A 21,251-nucleotide genomic window follows, 5' to 3' on the forward strand; every position below is an offset into this window, starting at 1 on the left:
CCCACCTCGCTTAATGCCTTGTTGCCCTGCGGGCCGATGTCTACTGTGCGGTCATGCTCTCGCAACTGCTGACGGTGACCTTCGACGCGCAGGACGCGGCTCGTCTGGCGCAGTTCTGGGCCGACCTGCTGGGCAGGGAAGTCGTCGAGGATGCCGGCGGTGCGCTCCTGCCCGGCGAGGGCGGACAGCTGGGCCTCCGGTTCGCCCCGAGCCATTCGGCGAAGGTGGGGCCGAACCGCATGCACCTTCACCTGACCAGTGCCAGCCTGGCCGACCAGCAGCACACGGTGGCGACGGCGCTGAAGCTCGGCGCCAGCCACCTCGACGTCGGGCAGCGCCCCGAGGAGGGGCACATCGTCCTGGCCGACCCCGAGGGCAACGAGTTCTGCGTGATCGAACCGGGCAACGCCTTCCTCGCCGGGTGCGGCCTGCTCGGGGAACTCGCCTGCGACGGCACCCGGGAGGTCGGCATCTTCTGGAGCGAGGCGCTGGGCTGGCCGCTGGTCTGGGACCAGAATCAGGAAACCGCGATCCAGTCACCGCAGGGCGGCACGAAGGTCGCGTGGGGAGGGCCGCCCGTGGCCCCGAAAGAGGCGAGGAATCGGCAGCACTTCGACCTCACGGCGGAGGGCGATCAGCAGGCGCAGGTCGACCGGCTGGTCGCCCTCGGAGCCACCCCGCTGGAAATCGGTGAGGACGGCACCGTCGTGCTGGCCGATCCCGACGGCAACGAATTCTGCGTGAGAGGGCACTGACCCCAGCCTCCTTCACGGTCCAGGTCCCGACGATCCCCGGCTATGATCCACTGGCAGCGCGACCGTGACGGAGGAACGCAAGTGATCGACGCGGTCTTCTTCGATGTCGGCGGGACGATCCTCGACGAGTCCCGCGAGTTCGAGACCTGGGCGGACTGGATCGGCGTTCCACGGCATACGTTTTCGGCGGTCTTCGGGGCGGTGATCGCCCGGGGTCTGGACTATCGGGAGACGTTCCGGGTCCTCCGGCCCGATTTCGATCTCGCGGCCGAGCGCGAGCGCCGAGCAGCCGCGGACAAGCCGGAGACGTTCGGCGAGAAGGATCTCTACCCCGACGCGCGACCGTGCCTGACCTCCTTGAAGGATCAGGGCCTGTTCGTCGGCCTGGCCGGCAACCAGCCAGCTCATGCCGAGACGATCCTCCGCGCTCTCGACCTCTCCGTGGACGTGATCGGCACGTCGGACGGTTGGGGCGTGGCGAAGCCGTCACCGGCCTTTTTCGAGCGGGTCATTCGCGAGGGCGGTGGCGACGCCTCTTCGATCCTGTACGTCGGCGATCGGCCCGACAACGACGTACGCCCGGCCAACGAGGCCGGTATGAAGACGTGCCTGATCCGACGCGGTCCGTGGGGTCACATCCTCGACATGCGAGGCGTGTCCGAGCAGTGCCTGTTCCGCATCGATTCGCTGGACGAACTCCCGAACCTGGTCGCGAAGCACAACGCGGCAAGCGGCTAGCTCCCCGACAGCGCTCAGCGGCAGGCGTCTACCGGCCATGCACACCGCACACGGCTTCCCACACCCCCAGCCGGCGGCGTCACGCCCCGCTCGCGCCGCACCGTGCCGCTGCCCCAGGTGATGGCCGGGCACCGGCTTGTGCCGCCCGCAGCGCGCCTAGGGTGGGGCCCATGATCGTCTGGGTGTCCTCGTTTCCACGCTCCGGAAATACGTTCCTCCGCATCCTGCTGCACCGTCTCTACGGTGTACGAACGTCCGTCGTGTACGACGTCGACGGCGTCGCCACACGCCTGGGCGCCGCCCTGGTCGGATTCGAGGAGCGGCCTGCGGCAATCCGCGCGATGCGGACTGCCGAGCAGGTGCACTTCGTCAAGACGCACAGGCAGCGCGATGACGACGTCGACGAGTCGGACCGAGCCATCTGCCTCGTCCGCGACGGCAGAGACTCGCTGGTCTCCTGGGCTCGGCTCAACAGTGAAGGGGAAGGCCGCGAGTTCGAGACCGAGCTGACAGCAATGATCAACCGGAAGGACACCGTCGGGACCGGGAGCTGGGGGCAGAACGTGCTCAGCTGGCTGCTGCCACCAGCACCCCACCGGGTCATGCTCAGGTACGAAGACCTCGTACGCGAGCCGCGGGCATCCGTCGAGCGGGTAATGGCGGAACTACGGTTGCCCGGAATCAGGCCTCGCGCCGACATGGGCATTCCGTCGTTCGAGGAGTTGCACGCAATCGACCCGGGGTTTTTCCGACGAGGACAGGCGGGCACCCATCTCGACGAACTGTCGGACGATCTTCACCAGCTCTTCTGGTCGCGTCCCGACAATCGCGCCGCCATGGCGCTACTGGACTGTCGCTAGGCCACGAAAGGCACCTTGACCCCAGGCCACGAGGGCGGCCGGCCGACCTACGCATTCAGGGTCGATGAGCTGCGGGATGGCTCCACTGACGTCGGAGCATTCGCTCGATCGTTCGCCAGGCACCGCGGGGAGACTCCGTCCGCCTACAAAAGACGAATCAGCGGAATGCCCTGACCAACTTGTCCGCTCTTGCCAGGCGGAACCCGACAGCGGGAGCCGGGCCGGTGCGACCCGGCTCCCTTGCTGATCAGTACGGGCGGAGCGACGTGAAGAACTGCCTCAGTTCGCCGGCGAGCAGGTCCGGTTCCTCGAGCGGCATGAAGTGGCCGCCCCTACCGGGTTCGCTCCAGTGCCGGATGTCGGTGCAGGCGCGTTCGGCGATCTCGCGCGGGAAGTCGGCCATCGACGGTTCGGCGCTCACCGTGAACGCGGCTGGCACCGTGATGTCGGGTCGCGGACTGTTGTGGTGGAAGTCGAAGTACTGCCGGAACGAGGAGCCGATGGTGCCGCTCGCCCAGTACAGGGTGATGATCGTCAGCAGGGTGTCCCGGTCGAACCGGCTTTCCAGATCCCCGTGGTTGTCACTCCAGTCCCGGTACTTGTCGACGAGCCAGGCGGCCAGGCCGGCCGGCGAGTCCACCAGCGCCGCGGCGATCGTGTCCGGCCGGGTGCCCATGATGGCGCTATAGCCGCCATCGGTCTGGTCGTACGCCGTCTCGGCACCGAGAAAAGCCTGCTCGGCCGGCGACAACGGGTGGGAGTCGAAGCTGGCCGGGAACGGTGGGTGGATCATGTGAATGCCGACCACCTGTTCGGGATACAGGGCGCCCAGCCAACCGGTGACCACGCCGCCGACATCCCCACCGAAGGCACCGTAGCGCTGGTAGCCGAGGACGTCGGTCATCAACAGGTGCAGCGTCTGCGCCATCGCAGCGCGGGTGAGCGGGCCCTTCGGCAGCTCCGAGTACAGGAAGCCGGGCAGCGAGGGCACCACCACGTCGAACGCGTCGGCGGGGTCGCCCCCGTGGCGAGCGGGGTTGGTCAGACGGTCGACCAGCGGCAGCATCTCCACGAAGCTGCTGGGCCAGCCATGACTCAGGATCAGTGGCAGCGGCGCGGGCGCGCCGGCCGGACGCGCCCCGGGTACGCGAAGGAAGTGCAGGCGTCGACCGCCAATCTGGGCCTGGTAGTGCGGCAACGCGTTGAGTTCGGCCTCGCGAGCTCGCCAGTCGAACCCGTCCGCCCAGTAGGACACCAGGTGGCGCAGGTAGTCGGGGTCCGCGCCGGCTTGCCAGGGCTGATCGCCGCTGCGGTCCGTGAAGCGGGTACGGGCCAGGCGAGCCCGCAGGTCGTCGAGTACCTCGTCGGATACGTCGATACGGAACGGGGAGAAGGTCATTGTTCCTCCGGTTAGGAGGGCGCTCCCCGACGCGAAGTCAGCGGACAGGGATGGCCGGGTGGAGCGCCCAGACGTGACATTGGGTGTTCACCGGGCTCACCTCCCCTCATCGCTGACAGGGGTCACTGTACACAACCCCTTCGGCCGCTGACCGGGCAGCCAAGATCGCCACCGTCTCCGTCCGGCTGAGCAGTGACTCGGGGAAACAGCGACAGCCAATCGCGTACGAAACCGTCACGCCCGAAGGGTCCCCCTCAGACGTTGAAGCGGAACTTAGAGCGGCTGTCCCGCCACCAGCGGGAACGGCGCGCAGCGCCTGCTCGTACGGAGTCTCAGGCTGCCATCGTTCTGTGTTACTTGACGGCGTTTCACGGTGTCTTGTGCCCCATGTGTGCCCCAGAGCGTGGTCAGCCGGGCGGAGGGCTGGGAGCATCCACGTCGTGATATCTCTACCTCAGCCGGACGACCTCACGTCGCTGGTTCTCCGTACGGACTTCACCGACGACGCTGCATGGGAAGCCCTGAAGACGGCCTTGCACACCTGGGAGGGCCACGACAGCGCGACCTTCGTTAGCGACCCGAACTACGCAAGCCTGAGCCTCCAAGAGCTGGTCGACGCGGACAACGCCGCGAGCCACGAAAATAAGCTGATCTACCTCTTCCTCGCCGATGCAACCACGATGACCGACGTCGAGTGCCCGCTGCTCGCCGTTGATCTGGCCCACGAGCCCGGCCGCACCTTCCGGGTACCGCCCCGCTGGTTCGCGGACGTCTCGGCCAACCTCACCATTGCGAATCTGGACTTTGACGAGTTCGCCGGCGCCGCCGACAGTTCCGGCACGTACCGGGGCCTCGACGGGGACTAACGCCCTGGCCTGGGCCTTCGCGTGAAGCTGGTAACCGGAGTCGAACCCGCACTGTCAGCTTGGGAATCGCCTTGATCTACACGGGGAGTAATCGGTATCAAGAAGGCTCACCACAGGGCGTCGATGCAGCGCGCAGTAGGCCCACCGATGCTGGCTGGTGTTGACCGTTGCGTCGGGCACGGAACGGGCACGACGGAGGTTGGAAGGAATATGGAGATCACTTCTGGCGGCACCCCAGGGCCGCGTCTTGCCGATCATCTAGCCGTTCTCGATAACAACGTCTATGGCCGCCTCATTGATGCCCCGAGGGTGAAGGTCTTGGCTGAGAGGTTCGTGCGTGCAGGCTGGCGCGCCCGCGCTAGCTCGTGGACTGAGTATGAGGTCGAGCACGAGTGGGTGTGCATCGAACTGGTTGAGCCGTCTCCCGATGAACGCCTTTTCAGCGGCGTCGTTGAGCCGTCCCGCGTAGACGAGCTCGGCGCTGTCCTCGCAGGTTTTGGCCTTCGGTACTCGGTTGAACTGTGGAGCGAGGACCGAACGACACTCCTGCGGGAGCTCGCCGGGTGACTCGTTGTCCTGTCGACGTACGGGCACCTGATGCCGGACTCGGAGGAGCGCACCCGCCGGGCGGTCGATGAGGCGTGTCGGGTTGTGCCCCCGGTGTGCCTCAAAGCGAGGGTACACCATCCTGACCTGCGGAAACGGCCCGGATTCAGACGTTGAAGCGGAACTCCACCACGTCGCCGTCCTGCATGACGTAATCCTTGCCCTCGATCCGGACCTTGCCGGCGGCCTTCGCCGCCGCCATCGATCCGGCCTCGACCAGGTCGGCGTAGGAGACGACCTCGGCCTTGATGAAGCCGCGCTGGAAGTCGCTGTGGATGACCCCGGCGGCCTCCGGCGCGGTCGCGCCGACCGGGACGGTCCAGGCCCGCGCCTCCTTGGGGCCGGCCGTCAGGTACGTCTGAAGCCCGAGCGTGCGGAAGCCGACCCGGACGAGCTGGTCCAGCCCCGGCTCGGACTGCCCGATCGACTCCAGCAGCTCGCGGGCCTCCTCCTCGGGCAGGTCCACCAGCTCGGACTCGATCTTGGCGTCCATGAAGACCGCCTCGGCCGGGGCGACCAGGCCGCGCAGCTCGTCGAGGAACTCGGCGTTGCCCAGCTCGGCCTCGTCGACGTTGAAGACGTAGAGGAACGGCTTCGTGGTGAGCAGGTGCAGCTCGCGCAGGTGCTCCAGCTCGACCTTGGCGGCGGCGGCGCCCGCGTACAGGGTGATGCCGCCGTCGAGGACCCCGACGGCCTTCCTGGCGGCCTCGACCGCGGCGGCCCGGTCCTTGCGGAGCTTGGCCTCCTTCTCCAGCCGGGGCAGCGCCTTCTCCAGGGTCTGGATGTCGGCCAGGATCAGCTCGGTGTTGATCGTCTCGATGTCGTCGGCCGGGGAGACCTTGCCGTCGACGTGCACCACGTTCGGGTCGGAGAAGGCCCGCACCACCTGGCAGATCGCCGAGGCGTCGCGGATGTTGGCCAGGAACGCGTTGCCCCGGCCCTGCCCCTTGGAGGCGCCCCGGACCAGGCCCGCGATGTCGACGAACGAGACCGGCGCCGGGAGTACCTTCTGCGAGGAGAAGATCTCCGCGAGCTTGGCCAGCCGCTCGTCGGGGAGCCCGACCACGCCGACGTTCGGCTCGATGGTGGCGAACGGGTAGTTCGCGGCGAGCACGTCGTTCTTGGTCAGCGCGTTGAACAGGGTGCTCTTGCCCACGTTGGGCAGGCCGACGATGCCGATGGTGAGACTCACGACGAGCCAGCTTACGCGCCTCGCCGCCGACACCGGGCAGGTAGGTCCTCCGACCGCCGTGGTCAGGCCGCTCCGGCGGGCAGCAGCCGGGGCTCGATCCGGGTCTCCCGCACGGTGCCGTCCTCGGCGCGGGTCAATTCGTAGGCGGCCACGCCCTCCCGATCGGCGACCGCCTCGGCCAGCCGGGTGCCCCGGTAGATCAGCCCGACGCCGTCGTCGGTGCAGTGGCTGGTCGGCAGCGTGCCGTCGCCGACGAGCCGGTGCATGAGCGGCCGGCGCTGGTCCTCGCTGTCGTAGTGCACGCCGTTGCCGTACGGGAGCCAGCCCAGCCCGTCGGTGAAGGGGCGCAGGGTCGGGCCGTAGCTGTCGGTGGCGCCACCGACGTGCCAGCAGATCGACCCGGCGGAGACCCCGCCGAGCACCACGCCGGCCTGCCAGCACTCGTGCAGGATGTCCGGCAGGCCGTGCACCCGCCACACCGCGCAGAGGTTGGCCACGCTGCCGCCGCCGACCCAGATGATGTCCTGGGCGAGCAGGTGGGCGCGGATGTCCTCGACGTTGGGCATCGGGTAGAGCGCCAGGTGGGAGGGGCGGAACCGGGTGCCCGCGAACGCGCCGTAGAACACGGTGAACGAGGTGGGCTGGTCGCCGACCGCCTGGTTGAGGTAGCAGACCCGGGGCGCGTCGCCGGCCTGCGCCAGCTCGGCCATCAGGTCGAAGAGCTGGCTCGGCCGGGCGTCCCACGGGCCGCGGCGCCGGCTGAAGAAGCCCATGCTGGTGGCGACGATGGTCGGTTCACTGGCGGGCATGGCCGTCCTTCCGGTCGGTGACGATGGAGATCATCCTGCCTCATCCGCCGGCTCGGCCTCGGCCGCGGCCAGCAGGGCGCGCAGCAGGTCGGCCAGCCGGTCCCGGTCGGCGGGGGGCAGCGCGTCGAGGATCCGCCGCTGCACCTCCAGCCCGGCCTCGGCCGACTCCTCGGCCACCCGGCGGCCGGCGGCGGTGAGGCTGACCCGCAGCGCCCGCCGGTCTGCCGGGTCGGGGGCGCGCCGGACCAGCCCGGCCCGCTCCAGCCGGTCGAGCCGGCCGGTCATCCCGCCGGAGGTGAGCATCAGCGAGGCCGCGAGCGCCTTCGGCGCCAGGGTGTACGGCGCGCCGGACCGGCGCAGCGCGGCGAGCACGTCGAACTCGCCCCGGCCGATGCCCCAGCCGGCGTACACCTTCTCCTGGCGGTCGCCGACCAGCCGGGCAATCCGGTAGATGCGGCCGAAGACGGCCATCGGCTCGGGTCGCATGCCGGTCCGCTCCCGGCGCCACTGCTCGACGATCACGTCCACGTCATCCGTTGCCACGGCTGTCGATTGTGCCGCACCTCGGACTTCCACTTTCACTCGGGACTGATTAGCTTAGTGCTAAGCTACTTGGCATCGAGGGAAGGAGGGGCGCCATGGCCCGCCGCTGGACCGACGTCGCGCTCACCGCCGCCGCCCCGACCACCTGGGGGACCACCTACCTGGTCACCGCCGAGCTGCTGCCCGCCGACCGGCCGCTCTGGTCCGGCGCGATCCGCGCCCTGCCGGCCGGCCTGCTGCTGCTCGCCATGACCCGCCGGCGCCCGCACGGCGTCTGGTGGCGGCGGGCCGCCGTGCTCGGCGCGCTCAACATCGGGGCGTTCTTCCCTCTGCTCTTCGTCGCCGCGTACCGGCTGCCCGGCGGAACGGCGGCCGTGCTCGGGGCCGCCCAGCCGCTGCTGGTCGCCGCGCTCACCGTCGCCCTGCTCCGGGACCGGCCCGGCCGGCCGGCGCTGCTCGCCGCGATCGCCGCCCCGGCCGGTGTCGCCCTGGTGGTGCTGCGGCCGGGCGCCGGCCTCGACCCGCTCGGCGTCGCCGCCGGCCTGGCCGGCACCGCGTCCATGGCGGCCGGGCTGGTGCTCACCCGCCGCTGGGGCCGGCCGGCCGGGGTGGGCACCCTCGCCGCGACCAGCTGGCAGCTCGTCGCCGGTGGCCTGCTGATGGTGCCGGTCGCCGCCGCCGTGGAGGGCGCGCCGCCCGCGCCGGACGGACCGGCCCTGCTCGGGTACGCGTGGCTCGGGCTGGTCGGCACCGCGCTGGCGTACGCGCTCTGGTTCCGGGGCGCGGCCCGGCTGCCGGTCACCCGGGTGTCGGTGCTCGGCGCGCTCAGCCCGCTGACCGCCGCGACCCTCGGCTGGCTGGTGCTCGGGCAGTCGCTCAGCCCCACCCAGCTCGCCGGCTTCGCGGTGGCGGTCGCCGCCGTGGTGCTCGGCCAGCTTCCGGGAAGTGCCGCGCCCGGTCGACGGGCCGGTCAGCCGGCGCGGAGCCGGCGCCACTCCCCGGCGGGGGCGTCGGCGGCCACGCCCTCGGGCAGCGCGCCGGGCGGCAGTTCCGCCGCCGCGGCGAACGGCAGGGTGAACCGGTGCGCGGCGGACGGCGCGGCGGCGTACGACTGGTCGAGGAGCCAGCGCACCTCGTCGACCGTCCAGCCCAGCCCCGTCCGGCCGGCGAGCTCCCGGACCAGCCGCAGGCCGACCCGGGTGTCGTCGTCGTAGAAGCGCATGCACCAGTGGTGCGCCCACATGCCGAGCGCGCGCAGCCCGGCCGCGTCGAGCGAGCCGACCAGCCGGCCGCACGCGGTGTCGGGGAAGGCGCGCCCCGGGTCGTCGGCCCGGTCCCGTTCGATCGCCCCGTACGCGGCCGGCGCCACCACCCGCATCCGGTCGTAGAAGCCCTGCACCACCGCACCGTCCAGCCGTGTCCGCCCCGATCGCATCAGCGGACACCCCGCCCGGCCACGCTCGCCATGCCCCGCACCTTTTCTTGAGTTGGTGGCGGGACCGTACCGACCACTACCGACACTTTCCCGGGGCGGAATCCGTTGCCGCGCCAGGGATAGCTGGGCTGAGCTGGGGCGTCTGTATCTGTGACGACAACGAGCGGGAGGGTGGGTGGACGAGGACGACCGGGCCCGGCTGGCCAAGTTCGTGACCAGCCGCACGCCGGCGCTGATGCGGGTGGCGTACCTGCTCACCGGCGACCGGCACGCGGCCGAGGACCTGTTCCAGTCGGCGCTGGCCAGGACCATTCCGCGGTGGCGGACGCTGCGGCACGCCGACCCCGAGGGCTACCTGCGCACGGTCATGTACCGCGAGCAGGTGAGCTGGTGGCGGCGGCTGCGGCGACGCCGGGAGACGGCGCTCACCGGGGCCGACGAGTCGGTCCAGCCGGATCCGAGCGGCGGCACCGACGTACGCCTGGCGATGCGGGCGGCGCTGCGGCTGCTGCCGCCGGCCCAGCGGACGGTGCTGGTCCTGCGTTACTACGAGGACCTCACCGAGACCCAGGTCGCCGAGGCGCTGGGCTGCACGGTCGGCACGGTACGCAGCCGGACCCACCGGGCGGTGACCCGGTTGCGCCAACTCCTGCCGGACGTCGAACTCCTGGAGGTACGGCGGTGACCACGCCCTTCGAGGACCTCATCCGCGACACCCTCTCCGACCTGGCCGAGGAGGCACCCAGAGTGCAGGACCAGTTGATCCCGGCGGAACGCCGGTTCCGGAACCGCCGGCGGACCACGGTGACGCTCGGCGCGGCGGGCGTGGTGGCCGCCGTGCTGATCGGCGCGCCGATCGCGATGGCGGCCGCGGGCGGGGAGGCTCCCCGCCCGGCCGCCCCGGTGGCGCCCCCGACCCCCACGGGATCCCCGTCCCCCGCCGAACCCACGGCGGTCCCGGCCCCCAGCGGCCCGCCCACCGCCGCGCCGAGCCCAGCCGGCGACCCGACGGCCGTCCCCGTACCCGTCCCCACCGCCTCGCCCTCCGCCCGGCCGGGCCGGCCCGTGCCGGGCCCGAGCCGGCCGGGCGAACCCACCGCGGTCCCCTCCCCCGGGGGCGGTCCGGGCGTGCCCGTCCCCTGGCCCAGCCCGACGCCCACTCCCCGCCGCTGACCCGCCGGCGGCACCCGCGGCTCTGCTGCTGATGAGTGGAACGTCATGGAGGTGTCCCGACCCCGGCGACCTCCATGGCGTTCCACCCACCACTGGCGCCGCTGCGGCGGACGGCCGCGCGAGGCGGCCCGGGTCCGGTTCCGAGCGCCGGCGGTGGGCCCGCACGGCCGCGTCCGAATCCCGCCAGCCGAAGGCCGGACCTGCGAGGCAGGATCGGTGTCATGGAACTCGACTTCGAGCGGTGCTACCGGGCCGTCGACAGCCGCGACCAGCGGTTCGACGGCTGGTTCTACACCGGCGTGACGTCGACCGGGATCTACTGCCGGCCGTCCTGCCCGGCGACGACGCCGAAGCGGCAGAACGTCCGCTTCTTCCCGTCGGCCGCCGCCGCGCAGGGCGCCGGGCTGCGGGCCTGCCGTCGCTGCCGCCCCGACGCCGCCCCGGGCTCACCCCAGTGGGACGTCCGGGCCGACGTGGTAGGGCGGGCGATGCGGCTGATCGCCGACGGGGTGGTCGACCGGGACGGCGTACCGGGGCTGGCGGCCCGGCTCGGCTACACCGAACGGCACCTGCACCGGATGCTCCGGGCCGAACTGGGCGCGGGGCCGCTGGCGCTGGCCCGGGCGCAGCGGGCGCAGACCGCCCGGATCCTCATCGAGACCACCGGGCTCGGCTTGGCCGAGGTGGCCTTCGCCGCCGGGTTCGGCAGCGTCCGGCAGTTCAACGACACCGTCCGCGAGGTGTACGGGGCCACCCCCTCCGAGCTGCGGGTCAGCCGGGGCGGCCGGCGGGCGGTCGGCGGGGCGGGCACCATCACGCTGCGGCTGGCGTACCGGCCGCCGTTGCACACGGGGGCCCTGCTGGACTTCCTGGCGCTGCGGGCGCTGCCCGGCGTCGAGGAGGTCCGCGACGGGGCGTACCACCGGGGGTTGCGGTTGCCACACGGACCCGGCACCGTGTCGCTGACCCCGGCCGACGGGCACGTGGCCGCCACCCTGCGGCTGGCCGACATGCGCGACCTGGCCCCGGCGGTGGCCCGCTGCCGCCGGCTGCTCGACCTGGACGCCGACCCGGTCGCGGTCGACGCCACCCTGGCTGCGGACCCGGCCCTGGCCGGGGCGGTGGACGCCGAACCCGGCGTCCGCCTTCCGCACGCCGTGGACGGCTTCGAGATGGCCGTCCGCGCCATCACCACCCAGCAGATCTCCCTCCAATCGGCCCGAACCACCCTCACCCACCTCCTGACGGCCACCACCACCCCACCCGTGGACGAGATCGACAGCGACGTCGCCCCGGATCGGCCGCGAGGGCTGCGGGCGTTTCCGAGCCCGGAGGAGGTGCTCTCGGCGGACGATGCGGCGTTCCGGATGCCGGGGGCGCGCCGGGAGACGATCCGCGCGGTGGCGCGGGCCGTCGCCGACGGGGAACTGGACCTGGCGCCGGGCGGGGACCGGGAGGAGGCGGTGCGGCGGCTGGTCGCGCTGCCCGGGGTCGGGCCGTGGACCGCGGGCTACGTGGCCATGCGCGCGCTCGGCGACCCCGACGTCCTCCTCCCCACCGACCTGGGCGTACGCCGGGGCGCCGCCGCGCTCGGCCTGCCCGACGACCCGAAGACCCTGAACGCGTACGCGGACCGCTGGCGCCCCTGGCGGTCGTACGCGGTGATCCGACTCTGGAGAGCGGCATGACCACACTGGACAGCACCGTCATCGACACCCCCGCCGGCCCGCTGAGCGTGCTCGCCGCACCCGACGGGGCGGTACGCGCGGCCGGCTTCACCGCCGACCCGGCGACCCTCGTCCCCCTGGTGCACCCCGGCCTGCGCGGCGCGCTGCGCGACCGGGCCGACCTCGGCCCGGTGACCGCCGCCGTGCGCGCCTACCTGGCCGGGGACCTGGCCGCGATCGACACCGTGCCGGTCGAGCAGCAGACCGGCGGCGTCTTCATGGCGCATGCCTGGCAGGTGCTGCGCGACATCAAGCCGGGCGACCCGGTGACCTACACCGGTTTCGCCGCGCTGGCCGGCCGGCCGGCCGCGGTCCGCGCCGCCGCGGCGGCCTGCGCCCGCAACGCCGCGGCGCTCTTCGTGCCCTGCCACCGGGTGCTGCGCACCGACGGCACGCTCGGCGGCTACCGCTGGGGGCTGGACGTGAAGAAGTGGCTTCTCGGGCATGAGGGACGGGTGACGGCTAGCTGACACCCGTACTGTCGTCCCCTGCCGCTACCGTCGGGTAGTGCCTGCGCAGAGCGACGGCAACCCCGCGGCGTGTCACGACGCCCGTCCCCGCCCGCTGCGCAACCTCTGGCGACTGCGTCCCTACCTCCGCCCGCACGCGCCGGAGTTCGCCTGGCTGCTGCTCGCCGCCCTGGCCGCCACGGCGGCGAGCCTGGCCGTACCCCTGGTGGTGCAGCGGGTGGTGGACGGGCCGGTCGCCCGGCACGACACGGCCGGGCTGCTCCGGCTCGGCGCCCTCGCCCTGCTGCTCGGCCTGGCCGAGGCGGTGCTGATCTTCATCCGGCGGTGGACCCAGTCCTCCTCGTCGGTCGGCATGGAGGCCGCCATCCGGGCCGACATCTACGCCCACCTGCAACGCCTGCCGGCCGGCTTCCACGACCGGTGGCAGTCCGGCCAACTGCTCTCCCGGATCACCAGCGACCTCTCGGTGATCCGCCGGTTCCTCTCCTTCGGCCTGCTCTTCCTGGTGCTCAACCTGATCACCTACGCCGCCGTGGTGGTGCTGCTGATCCGGCTGCACCCCTGGCTGGGCCTGCTGGTGGCGGCCAGCGCCGTCCCGCTGTTCCTGATCAGCCGCCGGTTCGCCCGGCACTACCACGCCGCGTCCCGGCGGATGCAGGACCAGCAGGGCGACGTGGCCACGCTGGTCGAGGAGACCGCGCAGGGGCTGCGCACCATGCGGGCGTACGGGCGGGGGCCGGAACTGGCCGCCCGGTTCGCCACCGGCGCCCGCCGGCTGCACGACACCGGGATCCGCAAGGCCCGGTTGCTGGCCCGCACCTCCGCCCTGTTCGACCTGGTGCCCAACCTGACCCTCGGGGTGGTGCTGGTGGCCGGCGCCGCCGCCGTGGCCCGGGGCGGGCTCACCATCGGCGAGCTGGTCGCCTTCGTCAGCCTCCAGCTCATGCTGATCTGGCCGGTGCAGTCGCTCGGCTGGATCATCGCGAACGGGCAGGAGGCGGCGACCGCCGCCGACCGGATCCAGGAGGTGCTGGACACCCGGCCGGCCATCGTGGACGCCCCGCACGCCCGCGCGCTGGACCGGAGCGAGGTGCGCGGCCGGCTCCGCTTCGAACGGGTGAGCTTCCGCTACCCCGGCAGCCCGAACCCGGTGCTGCGCGAGGTGGAGCTGACCGTCGAGCCGGGCGAGACGCTGGCCCTCGTCGGGGCGACCGGCTGCGGCAAGAGCACGCTGCTGTCGTTGGTCCCCCGGCTGCACGAGGTGACCGGCGGCCGGATCACCCTGGACGGGCACGACCTGCGCGACCTGCGGCTGGGCTCGCTGCGCCGGCTCGTCGGGGTGGCCTTCGAGGAGCCGACCCTGTTCTCCATGTCGGTCTGGGAGAACCTGACGCTGGGCCGGCCGGAGGCCGGCGAGGAGGAGGTCCGGGCCGCGCTCGCGCTGGCCCAGGCGGAGTTCGCGTACGACCTGCCGTGGGGGCTGGCCACCCGGGTCGGCGAGCAGGGGCTCTCCCTCTCCGGCGGGCAGCGGCAGCGGCTGGCGTTGGCCCGCGCGGTGCTCGGCCGGCCCGCGCTGCTGGTGCTCGACGACCCGCTCTCCGCGCTCGACGTGCACACCGAGGCGCTGGTCGAGGCGGCCCTGCGCCGGGTGCTGCGGGACACCACCGCGCTGCTGGTGGTGCACCGGCCCTCCACGGTGGCACTCGCCGACCGGGTGGCGCTGCTCGACGGCGGGCGGATCGTCGCCGTGGGCTCCCACTCCGAACTGTTGGCCGGGGTGCCGGCCTACCGGGCGGTACTCTCCGCGGAGCCGGAGCCGGAGCCGGAGCCGGAGCGGCGGGCGGACGGCGTCGGCCTGGTGCGGTCGTGACCGGTGCCGCCGGTCCACCCCGGATACCCCGACAGCGCGACGATCCCGACCTCTCCCGAACGCGCGGCGATCCCGACCTCGACCTGGCCCGGTGGCGCGGGCGGGCCACCGACCCCGACGCCGACCGCAGCCGGGCCGAGGACTCGTCGCCCGAGGCGGTGGCCCGGCTCCGGGCCCGCAGCCGGGCCTTGCTCCGCGAGCTGCTCCGCCCGCACCGGGCCCGGCTCGGGCTGGCGGTGTCCCTGCTGCTGGCCCAGAACGCCGCCGCGATGGCCGGCCCGTACCTGGTGATGCTCGGCATCGACCGGGGCATCGGGCCGCTGCGGGCCGGCGACTCGGGCCCGCTGGTCGCCGTCGCCGCCGCGTTCGTCGTCGCCACCGGCACCGAGTACGCGACCCGACGCGCCTTCCTCACCCTCGCCGCCCGGATCGGCCAGGCCGTCCTGCTCGATCTCCGCAACCGGGTGTACGGGCACTTCCTCCGCCTCGACGTGGGCTTCCACGAGCGCTACACCTCCGGCCGGATGGTGTCCCGGTTGACCAGCGACCTGGACTCGATCGCCGAACTGGTCGACGGCGGGATCGACAAGCTCGTCATGGCCGCGCTGTCGGTGCTGTCGGTGGCGGGCATCCTGCTCTGGCTCGACCTGCCGCTGGCGGCGGTCACCCTGCTCGCGTTCCCGTTCCTGTTCTGGCTGTCCCGCTGGTTCGCGCGCGCGTCCACCGGGGCCTACCGGCGGACCCGGGAGGCGGTGGCACTGGTCATCGTGCACTTCGTCGAGTCGCTGCGCGGGATCCGGGCGGTGCAGGCCTACCGGCGGGAGCCCCGCAACCAGCACATCTTCGCCGCGGTGAACGACGACTACCGGCAGGCCAGCCTGCGCGCGTTCCGGCTGATCGCCGTCTACTCCCCCGGCATCCGGCTGATCGGCAACCTGACCGCCGCGGCGGTGCTCGGCTACGGCGGCTGGCGGGTGCTGGGCGGGCGGACCGAGGTCGGCGTGCTCGCCGCGTTCCTGCTCTACCTGCGCCGGTTCTTCGAGCCGATGGAGGAGCTGAGCCAGTTCTACAACGCGTTGCAGTCGGCCACCGCCGCGCTGGAGAAGCTGGCCGGGGTGCTCGACGAGCCGCCGGCGGTGGCCGAACCGGCGCGGCCGGTGCCGCTGCCCGCCGGCCCGGGACGGGGCAGGGTGGTGTTCCGCTCGGTGCAGTTCGGCTACCGGCCCGAGGCCCCGATCCTTTCCGGGCTGGAGCTGACCGTGCCGGCCGGGCAGACCGTCGCGCTGATCGGGCCGACCGGCGCCGGCAAGTCCACCATCGCCAAGCTGCTGGCCCGGTTCCACGACCCGGCCGCCGGCACCATCAGCCTCGACGGGGTGGACCTGCGGCACCTGGCCGACACCGAGCTGCGCCGTGCGGTGGTGCTGGTCACCCAGGAGAACCACCTGTTCAGCGGCTCGGTCGCGGAGAACATCCGGTTCGGCCGCCCGGACGCCGACGACGCCGCCGTGGCCGCCGCCGCCCGGGCCATCGGCGCGCACGACTTCATCGCCGCCCTCCCCGACGGGTACGCCACCGACGTGCACCGGCGCGGCGGCCGGCTCTCCGCCGGGCAGCGGCAGCTGGTCGCGTTCGCCCGGGCCTTCCTGGCCGACCCGCGGGTGCTGATCCTCGACGAGGCCACCTCGTCGCTGGACGTGCCGACGGAGCGCCTGGTGCAGCGGGCGCTGCGCAGCGTCCTGCGGGACCGCACCGCGCTGGTGATCGCGCACCGGCTCTCCACCGTGGAGATCGCCGACCGGGTGCTGGTGCTCGACGGCGGCCGGATCGTGGAGGACGGGCCACCGGCCGAGCTGGCCGCCGCCGGCGGCCGGTACGCCGCCCTGCACCGCCAGTGGCGTGACTCCCTGATCTGACCAACCCACCTCCCGACCGCGCACCGTCCGGGCCTCTGAGCCAATGCCTCGACCCTCCCCGCGTCCGCCCGGACCGATGCCCGCGCCGTTCGCGGCCCGCGCCGTCGTAGCCGTGCCTCCGTCTCGACGGCGCCCTCGCCCGGGCGCCCCTTTCCGCACTGCCGCCTGACGGGACGCCCCGGAGACCTTGGAGAGTTGCCGTTCGAGAAGAACGACAACTTTCCAAGATCGAGCCACTCCGGGGCGATCTTGGAAGCAAAGTGCCCCTGGAGGGGCAACTTGCGTCCAAGATCTCGACGGGTTCCGCCGGCTATCGCTGACAGGTCGGGTTCAGGGCGTCAGTCGGTGCGGCGGTCTTCCCGCTCCGCCGGCCCCGCGGCGCCCGAAATCGGCGCGGACGGCCCGGCGGCGCCCGAACCCGGAGCGACCTGACCCGCGGCATCGGCACCTGGGACGGGCGGGCGGGCAGCATCCGAACCCGGTATGGGAAAACCGGCAGCGTCAGCGCTCGGCCGCGCCGGAGCTGCGGCATCCGGGCCGGACGAGAGCTGCGCGCCAGCCGGAGTCGGGGCAGTCGGTGGCGGAAGCGGGGCGTGGGCGGTGAGCAGGGCAGCCTCGGCGCGCAGGTCGCGGCGGATGCGGTCGACGGCCCGGCCGAAGCCGAAGAGCAGCACCAGGACCAGCGCGGCCACCCCGGTGAGCACCGGGATGGTCAGTGGTGGCCCGCCACCCCGGGTGGCGCCCCAGCCCCAGAGCAGCGGCGCGGCCAACGCCAGGGCGGACAGCACCAGCGCGGCCATTCCGAGCGCCAGCACCCCCGCCACCCGCCCCGACTCCTCCACGCCATCGGACGCCACGCCGGCAGGCGCTGCGGTTGCGGCCGGTGCGGCGTGACTGTGGGTGGCGGCGGTGACGCCGTCGGCGGCGGCATCGGTGGCGGTGGTGGCGAGCGCCAGGCCGAAGCCGACGGCCAGGCCGAGCCCGAGCGCCGAGAGCAGCGACGGCACCTGCCCGGCGGCCGGCAGCTCGGCGCGGACGACCGGCGCGGCGAGCGGCATCGCCAGGGCGGCCAGCAGCAGGCCGGCCGCGTCCCAGGGCAGCAGGCCCGGCGTGAAGCGAGCCAGCGCCGCGCCCCCGGCGACCGCCACCAGGCCGACCAGCACGACGAGGTAGGCCTGCGCCCGGTCGCCGACGAAGGTGAGCCGCAGCCCGAAGAGCAGGAGCGGTCCCGCGGCGAAGCCGAGCACCACCCAGCGGGCGGCCACCGCCCGGCCGGTCCGGTACGCGTAGCCGAGCAGAACCAGCGCGGCCACGGTGGCGACGGCCACCGGCGAGAAGTAGGCGAAGGATTCCACGAACTGCTCCCGGCGCGGCCCGACCAGGCCGTCCTGGCTGATCCGGAACACGTCGACCACCCACCAGCGGATCACCAGACCGCCCAGCGTGACGAGCGCCGCCACAGCGGTCGCCACCAGCGGGCCGATCCGGGGTCGGCCGGGGGGCGCGCCCGCGCCGGGCCGGTCGAGGTGGGCGAGCACCGCGGCGACCACCACGATCAGCACGGTCACCCCGACCTGGGCCGGCCAGGCCCGGTCGCCGTCCGGGTGGCCCTCCCCCGCCACGAGGCGGAACAGGTCCTCGACGGCGGAGTGCAGCACCAGGCCGGCGGCCAACCCGGCGGCGAGCGGCCAGCGCAGCGACCGGGCGGGCCGGGAGAGCGCCAGCAGCGCCCCACCCAGCGCCAGGCCCGCCCCGAGGGCGCTGGCCAGCACGGTCAGCACCTGCCCGCTGGTGGGCGGTTGGCGGGGCACCAGCCCGATGCCGTGGTCGAGGGCGAACTCGCCGGCCAGATAGTCGAGCGCCAGGCCGACACCGACGACCGGCCAGCCGGGCAGCCGGTCGAACACGGTGACGCCGGCCAGCACGACGGCGAGCAGCGTGCCGCCGGTCAGCGCGACCAGCGTGACGGTGAATGCCGAGGGCCCGAACGGGAAGCCCTGGGTCAGATCGGCGAAGCCGGTCTGCCGGGCCACGGCGAGCCCGCGTACCCCGAAGAAGGCCCCGACGGCGACTGCCGCGACCGTGCCGGCCACTGTGGACCGCACCACCGACGGCGTGCGCGCGATGTCGCCCATGGCGATGCCTCCCCCGCGTCCGTGGACGGGGCAGATGCTGTCACACACCGAGCGGGCTCGCTGTCCCCTGCGAAGGGGCCGGCGGCGGCGCGGCGCCGGATGGCGCCACGAGGCCGAAAGTCGTGGAGCGGCCGGGGTCGGCTGCCTACGATCGGCTGATGACCGATACGGCGAGGACGGCCCGCGCCGGCGTCCCCGAGCGTCCGACCCTGGACGGCATCGAGGAGACCTGGGCGCGCCGCTGGCAGGAGGACGGGACGTACGCGTTCGACCGCTCGAAGGAGCGGCAGGACGTGTACGCGATCGACACCCCGCCGCCGACCGTATCGGGCGAGCTGCACATGGGGCACGTCTTCTCCTACACGCACACCGACACGGTGGCCCGGTTCCAGCGGATGCGCGGCCGGACGGTCTTCTACCCGATGGGCTGGGACGACAACGGCCTGCCCACCGAGCGGCGGGCGCAGAACGTCTACGGGGTGCGCCCCGACCCGGCCCTGCCCTACGACCCCGACTGGCGTCCGCCGGCGAGGCCGGTGAGCGAGGCGGCCCGGAAGGACCCGGCGACGATCTCCCGGCGCAACTTCATCGAGCTGTGCGAGGTGCTCACCGCGGAGGACGAGAAGGTCTTCGAGGCGCTGTGGCGGCGCCTCGGGCTGTCGGTGGACTGGTCGCTGACCTACACCACGATCGGGCGGGTGGCCCGGGCAACCAGCCAGCGGGCGTTCCTGCGCAACCTGGCCCGGGGCGAGGCCTACCAGGCCGAGGCGCCGACGCTCTGGGACGTCGGCTTCGCCACCGCGGTGGCCCAGGCCGAGCTGGAGGACCGGGAGCGGCCGGGCGCCTACCACCGGCTGCGCTTCCACGGGCCGGGCGGGCGCGAGGTGCTGATCGACACCACCCGGCCGGAGCTTCTGCCGGCCTGCGTGGCGCTGGTCTGCCACCCGGACGACGAACGCTACGCCGACCTGGTGGGCACGTCGGTGCGTAGCCCGCTGTTCGGGGTCGAGGTGCCGGTGCGCGCGCATCCGCTGGCGGATCCGGCCAAGGGCACGGGCATCGCGATGGTCTGCACCTTCGGCGACCTGGCCGACGTGACCTGGTGGCGCGAGCTGCAGCTGGACACCCGGGTGGTGATCGGCCGGGACGGGCGGCTGCTGCCGGAGCCGCCGGCCGGCGTGCCCGCCGAGCCCTACGCGGCCCTGGCGGGGCAGACCGTGAACGGCGCCCGGCGGACGATCGTCGAGCTGCTGGCCGACGCGGGCGATCTGGTGGGCGAGCCGCGTCCGATCACCCACCCGGTGAAGTTCTACGAGCGGGGCGACCGCCCGCTGGAGATCATCTCCACCCGCCAGTGGTATGTGCGCAACGGCGGCCGGCACCTCGGCCTGCGCGAGGAACTGCTGGCCCGGGGGCGGGAGCTGCGCTGGGTGCCGGAGCACATGCGGCACCGTTACGAGAACTGGGTGAGCGGCCTGACCGGTGACTGGCTGGTCAGTCGGCAGCGCTTCTTCGGCGTGCCGGTGCCGGTGTGGTACCGGCTCGACGACATTGGCGAGCCGGACTGGTCCCAGCCTCTCACGCCGGACGAGTCGATGCTCCCGGTCGACCCGTCCAGCGAGCCGCCGCCGGGCTACCAGGAGGGGCAGCGCGGGATGCCGGGCGGCTTCGTCGGCGACCCGGACGTGCTGGACACCTGGGCCACCTCGTCGCTGACCCCGCAGATCGTCGGTGGCTGGGAGACCGACGAGGACCTGTTCCGGCGCGTCTTCCCGATGGACCTGCGCCCGCAGGGGCAGGAGATCATCCGCACCTGGCTGTTCGACTCGGTGGTCCGGGCGCACCTGGAGCAGGGCGTGCTGCCCTGGCGCGACGCGGTGCTCTCCGGCTGGATCCTGGACCCCGACCGGAAGAAGATGTCCAAGTCCAAGGGGAACGTGGTCACCCCGATGGCCCTGCTGGAGCAGCACGGTTCGGACGCGGTCCGCTACTGGGCCGCCAGCGGCAAGCCCGGCATGGACCTGGCCTTCGACCCGGCGCAGATCAAGGTGGGTCGCCGGCTCGCCACGAAGCTGCTCAACGCGTCGAAGTTCGCCCTCGGGCTGGGCGCCGCGGACGCGCTGCGGGCACCGGCGACCGCGGCGCTGGACACCGCCATGCTGACCGAACTGTCCGGCGTGGTCGCCACCGCGACCACCGCCTTCGACGACTACGACCACACGGCCGCGCTGATCGCCACGGAGGCGTTCTTCTGGCGGTTCTGCGACGACTACATCGAGCTGGTGAAGGAGCGGGCCTACGGCACCGGGCCGGGGGCGGACTCGGCCCGGGCGGCACTGGCCACCGCGCTCTCGGTGCAGTTGCGGCTCTTCGCCCCGGTGCTGCCGTTCGTCACCGAGGAGGTCTGGTCGTGGTGGCGGTACGGCTCGGTGCACCGGGCGCCCTGGCCGACGACCTACGAGGTGGGTCGGGCGGTGCAGGGGCCGGGTGACCCGGAGCTGTTCCGGCTGGCCGCGGACGCGCTGGGTCAGGTGCGCCGGGCCAAGTCGGAGCGGAAGCTGTCGATGAAGGCGGAGGTGCCGCTGGCCGAGGCGCTCGGGCCGGCCGCCCTGCTCGAGCGGCTCACCCTGGTGGCCGACGACGTCCGGGCGGCGGGCCGGATCGCCAAGCTCGACCTGCTCCCCGACTGCGCCACCGAACTCGTCATCGCCTGCGCCTTCTGAGCCGCCACACGGATCGGACGACGAGAAAAGGAGT

18 protein-coding genes and 1 pseudogene are annotated in these 21,251 nt (G+C 73.1%); 13 read left to right on the top strand and 6 right to left on the bottom strand.

What is annotated here, in order from left to right:
- Nucleotides 1-53: 53 nt before the first annotated feature.
- The 3 genes from AC0OLQ_RS31520 (at nucleotide 54) to AC0OLQ_RS31530 (ending at nucleotide 2,353) form a co-directional block, all read left to right on the top strand.
- Nucleotides 54-755, top strand: coding sequence for a VOC family protein (locus AC0OLQ_RS31520; RefSeq protein ID WP_484529204.1), 702 nt, complete (start codon nucleotides 54-56; stop codon nucleotides 753-755).
- A gap of 81 nt (nucleotides 756-836) precedes the next feature.
- A complete protein-coding gene (locus AC0OLQ_RS31525; protein ID WP_484529205.1) occupies nucleotides 837-1,493 on the top strand; it encodes an HAD family hydrolase in 657 nt (218 codons plus the stop codon).
- 170 nt (nucleotides 1,494-1,663) lie between these two features.
- The gene (locus tag AC0OLQ_RS31530) at nucleotides 1,664-2,353 is read left to right on the top strand and encodes a sulfotransferase domain-containing protein (RefSeq protein ID WP_484529206.1); all 690 of its coding nucleotides are present in this window, start codon (nucleotides 1,664-1,666) and stop codon (nucleotides 2,351-2,353) included.
- A 247-nt stretch (nucleotides 2,354-2,600) separates the two neighbouring features.
- On the opposite strand, the gene AC0OLQ_RS31535 is transcribed toward AC0OLQ_RS31530, so the two are convergent.
- Complete coding sequence (locus AC0OLQ_RS31535) at nucleotides 2,601-3,752, bottom strand: epoxide hydrolase family protein (RefSeq protein ID WP_484529207.1); 1,152 nt, start codon at nucleotides 3,750-3,752, stop codon at nucleotides 2,601-2,603.
- Nucleotides 3,753-4,192: 440 nt separating this feature from the next.
- Between AC0OLQ_RS31535 and AC0OLQ_RS31540 the strand changes: the two genes are divergently transcribed.
- Nucleotides 4,193-4,618 (top strand): DUF6924 domain-containing protein, encoded by a 426-nt coding sequence (locus AC0OLQ_RS31540; protein ID WP_484529208.1) that lies wholly within the window; start codon nucleotides 4,193-4,195, stop codon nucleotides 4,616-4,618.
- 210 nt (nucleotides 4,619-4,828) lie between these two features.
- A complete protein-coding gene (locus AC0OLQ_RS31545; RefSeq protein WP_484529209.1) occupies nucleotides 4,829-5,185 on the top strand; it encodes a hypothetical protein in 357 nt (118 codons plus the stop codon).
- A gap of 145 nt (nucleotides 5,186-5,330) precedes the next feature.
- Here the strand turns inward: AC0OLQ_RS31545 and ychF are convergent, their stop codons facing one another.
- The 3 genes from ychF to AC0OLQ_RS31560 form a co-directional block, all read right to left on the bottom strand.
- Complete coding sequence (ychF, locus tag AC0OLQ_RS31550; RefSeq protein WP_484529210.1) at nucleotides 5,331-6,416, bottom strand: redox-regulated ATPase YchF; 1,086 nt, start codon at nucleotides 6,414-6,416, stop codon at nucleotides 5,331-5,333.
- Between the two features lie 62 nt (nucleotides 6,417-6,478).
- On the bottom strand, nucleotides 6,479-7,225 hold the full coding sequence (locus AC0OLQ_RS31555; RefSeq protein ID WP_484529211.1) for a Type 1 glutamine amidotransferase-like domain-containing protein: 747 nt from the start codon (nucleotides 7,223-7,225) through the stop codon (nucleotides 6,479-6,481).
- Between the two features lie 30 nt (nucleotides 7,226-7,255).
- The gene (locus tag AC0OLQ_RS31560; protein WP_484529212.1) at nucleotides 7,256-7,768 is read right to left on the bottom strand and encodes a MarR family winged helix-turn-helix transcriptional regulator; all 513 of its coding nucleotides are present in this window, start codon (nucleotides 7,766-7,768) and stop codon (nucleotides 7,256-7,258) included.
- A gap of 95 nt (nucleotides 7,769-7,863) precedes the next feature.
- On the opposite strand from AC0OLQ_RS31560, the pseudogene AC0OLQ_RS31565 reads away from it, so the two are divergent.
- Nucleotides 7,864-8,685 (top strand): annotated as a pseudogene (locus tag AC0OLQ_RS31565) (EamA family transporter); the annotation flags it as partial.
- A 53-nt stretch (nucleotides 8,686-8,738) separates the two neighbouring features.
- Here AC0OLQ_RS31565 and AC0OLQ_RS31570 read toward each other — a convergent pair.
- On the bottom strand, nucleotides 8,739-9,203 hold the full coding sequence (locus tag AC0OLQ_RS31570; RefSeq protein WP_484529213.1) for a hypothetical protein: 465 nt from the start codon (nucleotides 9,201-9,203) through the stop codon (nucleotides 8,739-8,741).
- A 175-nt stretch (nucleotides 9,204-9,378) separates the two neighbouring features.
- Here AC0OLQ_RS31570 and AC0OLQ_RS31575 point away from each other — a divergent pair, with 175 nt between their 5' ends.
- The 6 genes from AC0OLQ_RS31575 (at nucleotide 9,379) to AC0OLQ_RS31600 (ending at nucleotide 16,359) form a co-directional block, all read left to right on the top strand.
- The gene (locus AC0OLQ_RS31575) at nucleotides 9,379-9,888 is read left to right on the top strand and encodes a SigE family RNA polymerase sigma factor (RefSeq protein ID WP_484529214.1); all 510 of its coding nucleotides are present in this window, start codon (nucleotides 9,379-9,381) and stop codon (nucleotides 9,886-9,888) included.
- Nucleotides 9,885-10,376 carry a hypothetical protein gene (locus tag AC0OLQ_RS31580; RefSeq protein WP_484529215.1) on the top strand — a complete coding sequence of 164 codons (492 nt, stop codon included), beginning with the start codon at nucleotides 9,885-9,887 and terminating at the stop codon, nucleotides 10,374-10,376. Before AC0OLQ_RS31575 ends, AC0OLQ_RS31580 begins: the two co-directional genes overlap by 4 nt.
- 221 nt (nucleotides 10,377-10,597) lie before the next feature.
- Nucleotides 10,598-12,064 (top strand): DNA-3-methyladenine glycosylase 2 family protein, encoded by a 1,467-nt coding sequence (locus AC0OLQ_RS31585; RefSeq protein ID WP_484529216.1) that lies wholly within the window; start codon nucleotides 10,598-10,600, stop codon nucleotides 12,062-12,064.
- Entirely contained in the window at nucleotides 12,061-12,573 is a 513-nt protein-coding gene (locus AC0OLQ_RS31590) for a methylated-DNA--[protein]-cysteine S-methyltransferase (RefSeq protein WP_484529217.1), read from the top strand. The genes AC0OLQ_RS31585 and AC0OLQ_RS31590 overlap by 4 nt, the downstream gene beginning before the upstream one ends.
- A gap of 37 nt (nucleotides 12,574-12,610) precedes the next feature.
- Nucleotides 12,611-14,443 carry an ABC transporter ATP-binding protein gene (locus tag AC0OLQ_RS31595; RefSeq protein WP_484529218.1) on the top strand — a complete coding sequence of 611 codons (1,833 nt, stop codon included), beginning with the start codon at nucleotides 12,611-12,613 and terminating at the stop codon, nucleotides 14,441-14,443.
- Nucleotides 14,444-14,526: 83 nt separating this feature from the next.
- Nucleotides 14,527-16,359, top strand: coding sequence for an ABC transporter ATP-binding protein (locus AC0OLQ_RS31600; RefSeq protein ID WP_484532489.1), 1,833 nt, complete (start codon nucleotides 14,527-14,529; stop codon nucleotides 16,357-16,359).
- A 338-nt stretch (nucleotides 16,360-16,697) separates the two neighbouring features.
- Here the strand turns inward: AC0OLQ_RS31600 and AC0OLQ_RS31605 are convergent, their stop codons facing one another.
- Nucleotides 16,698-18,494 (bottom strand): hypothetical protein, encoded by a 1,797-nt coding sequence (locus tag AC0OLQ_RS31605; protein WP_484529219.1) that lies wholly within the window; start codon nucleotides 18,492-18,494, stop codon nucleotides 16,698-16,700.
- A 158-nt stretch (nucleotides 18,495-18,652) separates the two neighbouring features.
- Between AC0OLQ_RS31605 and valS the strand changes: the two genes are divergently transcribed.
- The gene (gene valS / locus AC0OLQ_RS31610; RefSeq protein WP_484529220.1) at nucleotides 18,653-21,217 is read left to right on the top strand and encodes a valine--tRNA ligase; all 2,565 of its coding nucleotides are present in this window, start codon (nucleotides 18,653-18,655) and stop codon (nucleotides 21,215-21,217) included.
- The last annotated feature ends 34 nt before the right edge of the window (nucleotides 21,218-21,251 follow it).

This window comes from Micromonospora sp. Utrum1 (genome assembly GCF_057197805.1).